The sequence below is a fragment of the Bartonella taylorii 8TBB genome (genome assembly GCF_902825155.1).
Lineage (GTDB): Bacteria > Pseudomonadota > Alphaproteobacteria > Rhizobiales > Rhizobiaceae > Bartonella > Bartonella taylorii_A.
In genome coordinates, this window is sequence record NZ_CADEAG010000018.1 from 1 (window position 1) to 7,207 (window position 7,207).

The 7,207-nt window shown below is 41.5% G+C and carries 5 protein-coding genes and 2 pseudogenes; 4 read left to right on the forward strand and 3 right to left on the reverse strand.

The genetic code is table 11. From position 1 onward, the window contains the following. Positions 1-633: 633 nt before the first annotated feature. Positions 634-795: a hypothetical protein gene (locus J7R13_RS08150; RefSeq protein WP_208438241.1), complete on the reverse strand. Its 162-nt coding sequence runs from the start codon at positions 793-795 to the stop codon at positions 634-636. 175 nt (positions 796-970) lie between these two features. On the opposite strand from J7R13_RS08150, the gene J7R13_RS08155 reads away from it, so the two are divergent. The 4 genes and pseudogenes from J7R13_RS08155 to J7R13_RS08170 all read left to right on the forward strand — a co-directional run bounded on the left by J7R13_RS08155 (position 971) and on the right by J7R13_RS08170 (position 4,429). Further along, complete coding sequence (locus J7R13_RS08155; protein WP_208438242.1) at positions 971-2,176, forward strand: MFS transporter; 1,206 nt, start codon at positions 971-973, stop codon at positions 2,174-2,176. Further along, complete coding sequence (locus tag J7R13_RS08160) at positions 2,173-3,378, forward strand: ATP-grasp domain-containing protein (RefSeq protein ID WP_208438243.1); 1,206 nt, start codon at positions 2,173-2,175, stop codon at positions 3,376-3,378. Before J7R13_RS08155 ends, J7R13_RS08160 begins: the two co-directional genes overlap by 4 nt. Before the next feature lie 107 nt (positions 3,379-3,485). Further along, positions 3,486-4,118 (forward strand): annotated as a pseudogene (locus J7R13_RS08165) (YqcI/YcgG family protein). A gap of 50 nt (positions 4,119-4,168) precedes the next feature. Then, on the forward strand, positions 4,169-4,429 hold the full coding sequence (locus J7R13_RS08170; protein WP_246786330.1) for a cupin domain-containing protein: 261 nt from the start codon (positions 4,169-4,171) through the stop codon (positions 4,427-4,429). Between the two features lie 390 nt (positions 4,430-4,819). On the opposite strand, the pseudogene J7R13_RS09940 reads toward J7R13_RS08170, so the two are convergent. Both J7R13_RS09940 and J7R13_RS08185 read right to left on the reverse strand, forming a co-directional pair. Continuing rightward, positions 4,820-5,409 (reverse strand): annotated as a pseudogene (locus J7R13_RS09940) (hypothetical protein). Between the two features lie 195 nt (positions 5,410-5,604). Continuing rightward, a complete protein-coding gene (locus tag J7R13_RS08185; RefSeq protein WP_208438246.1) occupies positions 5,605-6,807 on the reverse strand; it encodes an MFS transporter in 1,203 nt (400 codons plus the stop codon). Positions 6,808-7,207: the final 400 nt, after the last annotated feature.

The following is a 7,207-nucleotide window of genomic DNA, read 5'->3' on the forward strand; positions in this document are numbered from 1 at the left end:
TGCTATCATTGTAGCTATACCGATGACAAGGAGCATGATTTGGGACGCCCATATTATAACCTTCTTCGCACTGTACTTCGCCCTTGAAGCACTATCCCAAGCAGAAAGAAACGTAGTAGCTTATAAACGTACCAAGACCTTATGGTGAGCGCTCTGGGATGGTTCGGGTCTTCTCGCGTGAAAGAACGAAATCTAATAAGGGCATGCTACTAAACATCATGCCCCTCTGATGCAAGCGGAGTAGGGAAGGCCTTCTTCTCTCTCAACCGATAAATCTAAAACTCCTTCTTTATACTGGAAAAAAACTATCATAACTCTCTGAAAATGAAAGCAGGAGGAAACATACTAGCGCGTAAATGCGCGCAGAGCTATGGTGAGCGCTCTGGGGTGGCTCGGATGTCTTCTCGTGTGAAAGAACGCAATAGCGACTAATAAGGGTATGCTACTAAACATCATGCCCCTCTGATGCAAGCTGAGTAGGGAAGGCCTTCTTCTCTCTCAACCGATTGAGCGAGCATGGCGCGATCTGTCAGAAGCGATTTCCAAACATCCTTTTGCGGCGGCATATACGGGCAATAAGCTTGATGCCAAGCCTGAAGATTACGGAAAGCGCGCGGATAGAATTGTAAGAATTCAAAGCCCATGTTGGTGTGCAGATTTGTGTGCTATAACTGCATTTAGGGCATAAATTTTTGCGGTGTTGTTAGCAGATGAAATGGTGCGAAAAATTATAACTTGTGCGAAAGAACTATCGGTAAGATAGCTTGCAATAAGCGCAGCGAAAATACCAGCCACCCTCGCTATTCAATCTCTCGAAAATGAGCTATCACTACGATAAATGTTAACGTTCAGACTACTATCATGCGTCTATCGAAAAACTTGACATACCCAGAAAATACGTACACTAGTTTGTTTATAAAGATGTATACTGATTATTATATTGCGTGTTGTTAAATATGTGGAGGGGGGCGTGCGCAAAGAACTGATTTTTCGGTTTTATGGGCTTGTTGCTGTGCTTTATCTTTCTGATATGGTGCTATTCTTAAGTAATCTTTGGAACGTTTATCGCATAACATCTTCATCGGTTTTTTTGGGTGTGTCCATGGCTTTGGGAACTCTTACACCCTATCTTTTGAAAAAAAGCGGGCTTGTCCGCATTAAGTCTTCTCTGAGGTTGGTAGATTTATACAAAAGGCGAATCATCATCTATAGCCTTCTTATATTAATTGCTCTTTTTCATTACGCTGATTCTCCTTTTGGTTTTATTGCTGTATCTATCTCTATCGGTTATCTCTCTTTGATCACCTTAAGTACGCTCGAGACTTATAATACCAAGCTAGCGCTTAAAGGTTATATTAGCGCCCAAAAGGCTTCCCGCATTATGCAAACAGTGGTGCAGATTGGTGCCTTTTTGGGAGCGGCACTGAGTGGTTATCTCTTAGAAGCAACCAGCCTGCGAGGGGTAGCAGCTGGGGTTGGCTATAATGGTTTGATTGCGGCACTTTGTGTGTTTGACATCATTGTAAGCCTTGTGGCCGGATATGTCATTTTTCGCGATGAATATAGCGCTACGGGCGTTGCACCGTCTGCAACCGAGAAGAAGCTAACACCCATGCCGCAAGCAGACAGGCTCTCTCTTGAACTTAAACTTTTATGCGTCTGCATAGGCCTTATTGGTTTTCATATTTGCGCCTATAATACACTGGCGACTATTCTTTTTCAGAGTGTGAAAAATTTTAGCTCTGAATATTATGGGCTTTGCAGCGCGGTTGCGGGTGTGGGCGCTTTTTTAGCTGCTTTTATCAAAATTCCCTGCTTTGAATTCATCCTTCCAGCCCTTATGTTGGGTGTGGCTGATCTCATTTTTAGCACCACCCAATCGCCCTATTTGGCTGTGGTCTTTTGCTTTTTTATTGGCTTTTCGATGAACACCATGCGGATTAATGCCCGCAAACATATGATTGAAGCGACCCAGATAGAGACTCAAGCAGAGCTTGTGGGAAGTTATAGCGGTATGCTTTATACTATCTCCCAATCAGCGGGTTATGTTATCCTTGGTCTTCTTACAAGCCCCGCTCTTATGGGACCACAGGCGGCCATTTATCTTCTACCCCTTATAGGGGTGATAATTTTTATTTATGTCCTTTTTCTTTTAGTGCGGCGAGCCAAGGTATGAGCAAACCCATTCTTATTGTCGACCCTTTCTCTACAGGTGCTCTCTATGGTCCTGCTTTGCAAAAATTGGGCTATACCTGTTACGGTGTTGCATCTCAACCAGCTCTTTTTTCTCATTTTATGCTTTCTTATCAGGGTGAGGGCATGGCAGAAGCGAAGCTTCATAGTGTGGATGAGATAAAGCAGCGTTTTCCAGCTGGTGCGATAGAATCCGTGGTAGCGGGTGCTGAAGGAGGTATTTATTGTGCAGAACAATTGGCTGCTTACTATGGTTGTCTTGGAAATAATCCTTTGACCACTGATTGGCGGCGGAAAAAGGCGACGATGCAAAAGCGCCTTTGTGAAAATGGTTTGTCTTACATTCGGTCAAAGATTCTTACAAAAGATGATTGTATTCTCGATGGTTTTGAAAGCCTCAGCGGCTATGTGGTGAAACCAAATGATTCTTCTGGGAGTGATAGCGTTTTGTTTTTTTCTAGCCGCGAGGAAGTGGTGGCGTGGGTTTCTAGGATCGACTGGATGCAGAAGAATATTTTTGGTGCACCTAACGAGGTTTATTTGCTTCAAGAAAGATTAGTGGGAGAGGAATACATAGTAGATGCTGTTGTAAATGGGGAGGCGATAAAGATATGTGCTTTATCGCGATATAAAAAGGGTATCCATAATGGGAGTGCCTTTGTTTATGAATCGCTTGATGTGCTTGATGCTCAAGATCCCCTTTATGCTGCTCTTATCTCTTATGCAAAACAGTGCATTCGCGTGCTGGGGATTGAATATGGGCCCGCGCATATGGAAATCATGCAAACTGCCCATGGTCCAGTCATGATAGAAGTGGGAGCCCGCCTCCACGGGGGAATTGCGCCCACCTTGTTTGCTCATTGCTATGAAGATGATTTACTTGAAAGCTCCGTTAATCTTATTGCGGGAGTGTTTTCGGAAGCGCCAAGTTGTTTTAAGAAAAAGGGGCGTATTATCTTTCTTATCAACAAGGTTGACGGCCATATCATAAAAGATATTAACCTATGGCAGCAAAAGCTTCATTCTTGGAAAAATGTGGTTCATTTTATGCTCTTTTTTAAAGAAAACAAACCGCTTCCCCTGACAATCGATTTAAATACCTGTCCAGCCATTATAGCAATTTGGGGTCGGAGTGATGATGAATTATCGACTTTAGAAAGGATAATTCGTAGCAATTTCCTATAAAATACAACAATTGGGAGGAAAATATGGATTCAGCAACGCAAATAGTGAAAAATATAGAAAAATATGAAAAATGAAAACAGGTGGTTTTTAAAGAATTCGATGCAATAATGAATAACAAAATCAGGATTTTTCCTTGCCTATTTGGGGTAAAGGGATATCAAAAAGACATGCTGAGATTTGGGTTCTACAAAAAGTTAACCGCAAGAAATATTATGGAAGACCTTATAAATTATTGTGATAATTATAAGAGCTTTGGAAAGAACACATCTTTTGTTGCATTTTAAGAGCCTGCACCCATACAAAGTGCCGAAGTTTATAGAGAGAAATTTTGGTCTATACTTAAAGATTTACGAGCACTTGACGATCGAGAATGGCCTAAGCATATACCAAAAAATATGGATGATCCTCTATGGGAGTTCTGTTTTCATGGCGAGCCTATGTTCATAGTTTGCAATACACCGTCCCATATAAACAGAATAAGTAGAAAAAGTTCTACATTTATGTTAACTTTCCAGCCTAGGTGGGTTTTTTCTGATCTGTTGGATACAGAACAAAAAGCAAAAAATGCGTTTTCCACGGTAAGAAAAAGACTTGAACCTTTTGATATTATCACAAAATCCCCTTTTTTAGGGAAATATGGCGATCCAAAGAATAGAGAGTGGATGCAATACTTCCTGCAAGATAATAATATTGAATCCCCACCTTGCCCATATCATATAATGGAGCGCAACAATGACTAAGTTTTCTAGAATTAAATTAAATGAAAGTATATATGGATACATTAAAAATGATGTTGCCAGAGCAAGGCTCGATAGAGATACAAAGAGATTTCCCAATAAAAATACACGATTGGCATACGCACAAAGTTGATGAAACTCTCTTAATTATAGAGGGAGAGCTAGATTTTTTCTATAGCGAAAAGCGTATAACCTGTACGCCAGGAAATGTTATACATCTCCCTGCCAATACAAGGCATAAATCAGTTGCGTCAAATGCAGGATGCATATACGCCATTGCTATGGAAAATCTTGCTATTAAAATGGGCAGCTGAATGCTTTCTAATTGATTCCCGCTGATACGGGCGAAAAAAATACCGAAGAAAGCCTTGCTTTTCGTGCAGATTTTTCCTCGCGCTTTTTTATCTGATTGATCCTCTGCAGTAAAATCATCAATGGCAATAAGCCGCGATTCGTAGTTCTCAGGAATTCCTGAGGGGTCGAGTAAAGCTGTGCGCTCTTCCCAAAGGGAGGATTCTAGAAGCCTTGTATCCTGTTGCCACGCTTGTTTTGCTTTTTGAAGTGCTTTTGCGATAAAGCGTGTGCTATCGCCCGCACCGATTTCAATGACTGTGCGCGGTCTTACCATTTGAATGAGAGAATAAATGAGTTGTGTGCTATTTTCTGTTCCCATGCCAGGTCTTATCAGCTGCATTTTTTGATCCTTATAATTTTACCAATCGCAGCATTCCTGCTTTTACAAAAAATGCTATTGAATCGTCTATGGGATATTGGATACGCATTGGCATGGTAGCCAATAGGAGAACACATGTTGGTTCTCGTAAAAGAGCGGTTGCATCATTTTCTGAAAATGCTTTTTGATCTGTTTCGATGAGACCGTGTTGTAAAAGTGATATCAAAAGACTTCCAGAGGCAAGAAGAGTACCATTGAATTGTATTTCCCTCAGTGATTGGACAAGACAGCCTTCATGAAGCGCTTCAGATGTTGGGAAATCAAATCCACCAAATGCTGCTCTTTTTGTAGAAACAGTCGTTACAGGTTGTATTTTGCGTTTCACAATGAGCACGGGCTTATTTTTTATTATTTGCGCGTCCTTAGCTCATTGGATGTGCGCTAAGGGATTGAGTTCACGAGGGTAGACAGCGAAAGAATTGATGGTTGTGGGTGGTATGGGTTTTTGTAATTCGAGCGTGTTGGTACTCTCATTAAAATCATGTTGCATGTAGTTTGTGAGTTGCCACACATAGCCGCCTGTTCCATTGTAAAATTTAGGACTATAGGGTTTTGTTGCATGGTGTTACCGGTTTTTTTGTTTTAAAATTCCAAGTTTCAGGAATAGTTGTTAGCTGCTCCACACTAAAGAAGTGTTTCATCAAAGTAATATTGATTGGTGTGGGGTCGCATGGGAAATACAACGATTTTATCAAGTGGTGATTATAGTCCCATTTTGGAGCATTATTTGTTTTAGGCGGAAAACGCCTGAGTCCGCTAGCCATTATTAGATTCCCTCTGTTCCTTTTTTTGTACGGCACTGTTCAAGATAAAACCTAATATGCCTGCGATCATTGTGGCGATGCCAATGATAAACAGCGTGCTTTGGGTATGATGAACATGGACAAAACCAGCCCCTATAAAACCAAGGCATACCGATGTTTGTATGATAAAGATATAGGCGGGCATTTGGTTGTTTCGGTGTTCTTTCTGAATGGCTTTCATCATAAAACTTGCCATCAGGGCGTTTTGCACACCATTGGCTGCTCCAAGGATAAAAAATGAAAGCATCATCAACCATACGATATGTGTTAAGGAAAAGCAGAAAATTCCAAAGCCAATGGTTGTTGCAGCAAGTGACGCTCCAGCGGCATTGCCAAAGCGATGGAAAATGCTGGAGAAGCAGAGAGGTCCGACCACTAAGCCGAGACTTATCATACTTGTGATCACCCCATAGATTTCAGCGCTTAAGTTCAGATCGGTGCGGATGCGGACAATCGATAATACGTTGAGAGCAGAGGTGAGTATGATGGTGATGATGAGGGGTGCAAGAGCATAGACGACATTTTTTTTACGCAATAGGCCCGCTAAATCTAGCCCTTTTTTGGTACGCTGCGATGTATCTGTCTCTTGTGCATGAATTTTTAAACTTTTAAAACAGAATATGGTAATAAAGGTTGCACAAAGAACCATGATTGAAAGTGCAAACAATCCTCTTTGTCCGCTTGATATGCCATACAACACACCCCCTAGGAGTGGTCCGGCAATATAACCAAGATTCCGCACTGTTTGGATAATGCGGTTTATTCGGTCTAGTTGCTGATCAGTCTTTGCAAATTCTGGGACGGAAACGAGGATTGCGGACCAGAAGATTGAACCAGCACAACCTAGTGCGAAAGAAAGTGCAATATAAACCCAAAATTGGTTGGCGATTGCGGCTGTGGCTATAAATATTGCTTCAAACAATAAAACAATGGGTACTGTTCGCGCTGGTTGGAAGCGATGTAAGAGGCGTGGTGCAATTGGTCCGGCACAAATTGCACCCATAAGCCCAGCAAAAAGGAGCATTGAAATAGAGGCTGTGCTTTCTGCTAAGTGGAGAGCAAATGTAACTTGTGCTGTTTCATCGGCAAAGCTGCTAAAGCCCAAAACAAGGAAAAGTCCCATTTGGGTGAAAATCATGGATTCCTTCTTTGTCACAACGCCCCCCAAGATGCCAAGGCTTTTACGGCTTTTAAAATTTCCTTCTGCGCTGTGTTGTATGTATATCATGCAATTTCGCTCTGTCTACTTTTTTCCTGATGAGAGTTGAGAAAGGAAGCTCTCTCAATAAGAGCTATCTTGAAAATTAGTGTAATGTCTCTTTGCGGTGATGAGTCGTTCTTTTGTTTTAAGCAAGGGGGCTTAGGAGACATGAGAGGAGTGAGGGAGTGAAGTTTACGATATGAAATTCAATGATACAAAAGAGCAGGCAAAAAAAGTTACAAAAAAAGCTGTACGGTCTGTACAGCTTTTTATTTGTTTTATGCATTATAAGGCAAAAGTTTTTAAAGCATAAAAGTGTCCTTACGGCTTCTGTAACCATAATAGCCACACACAC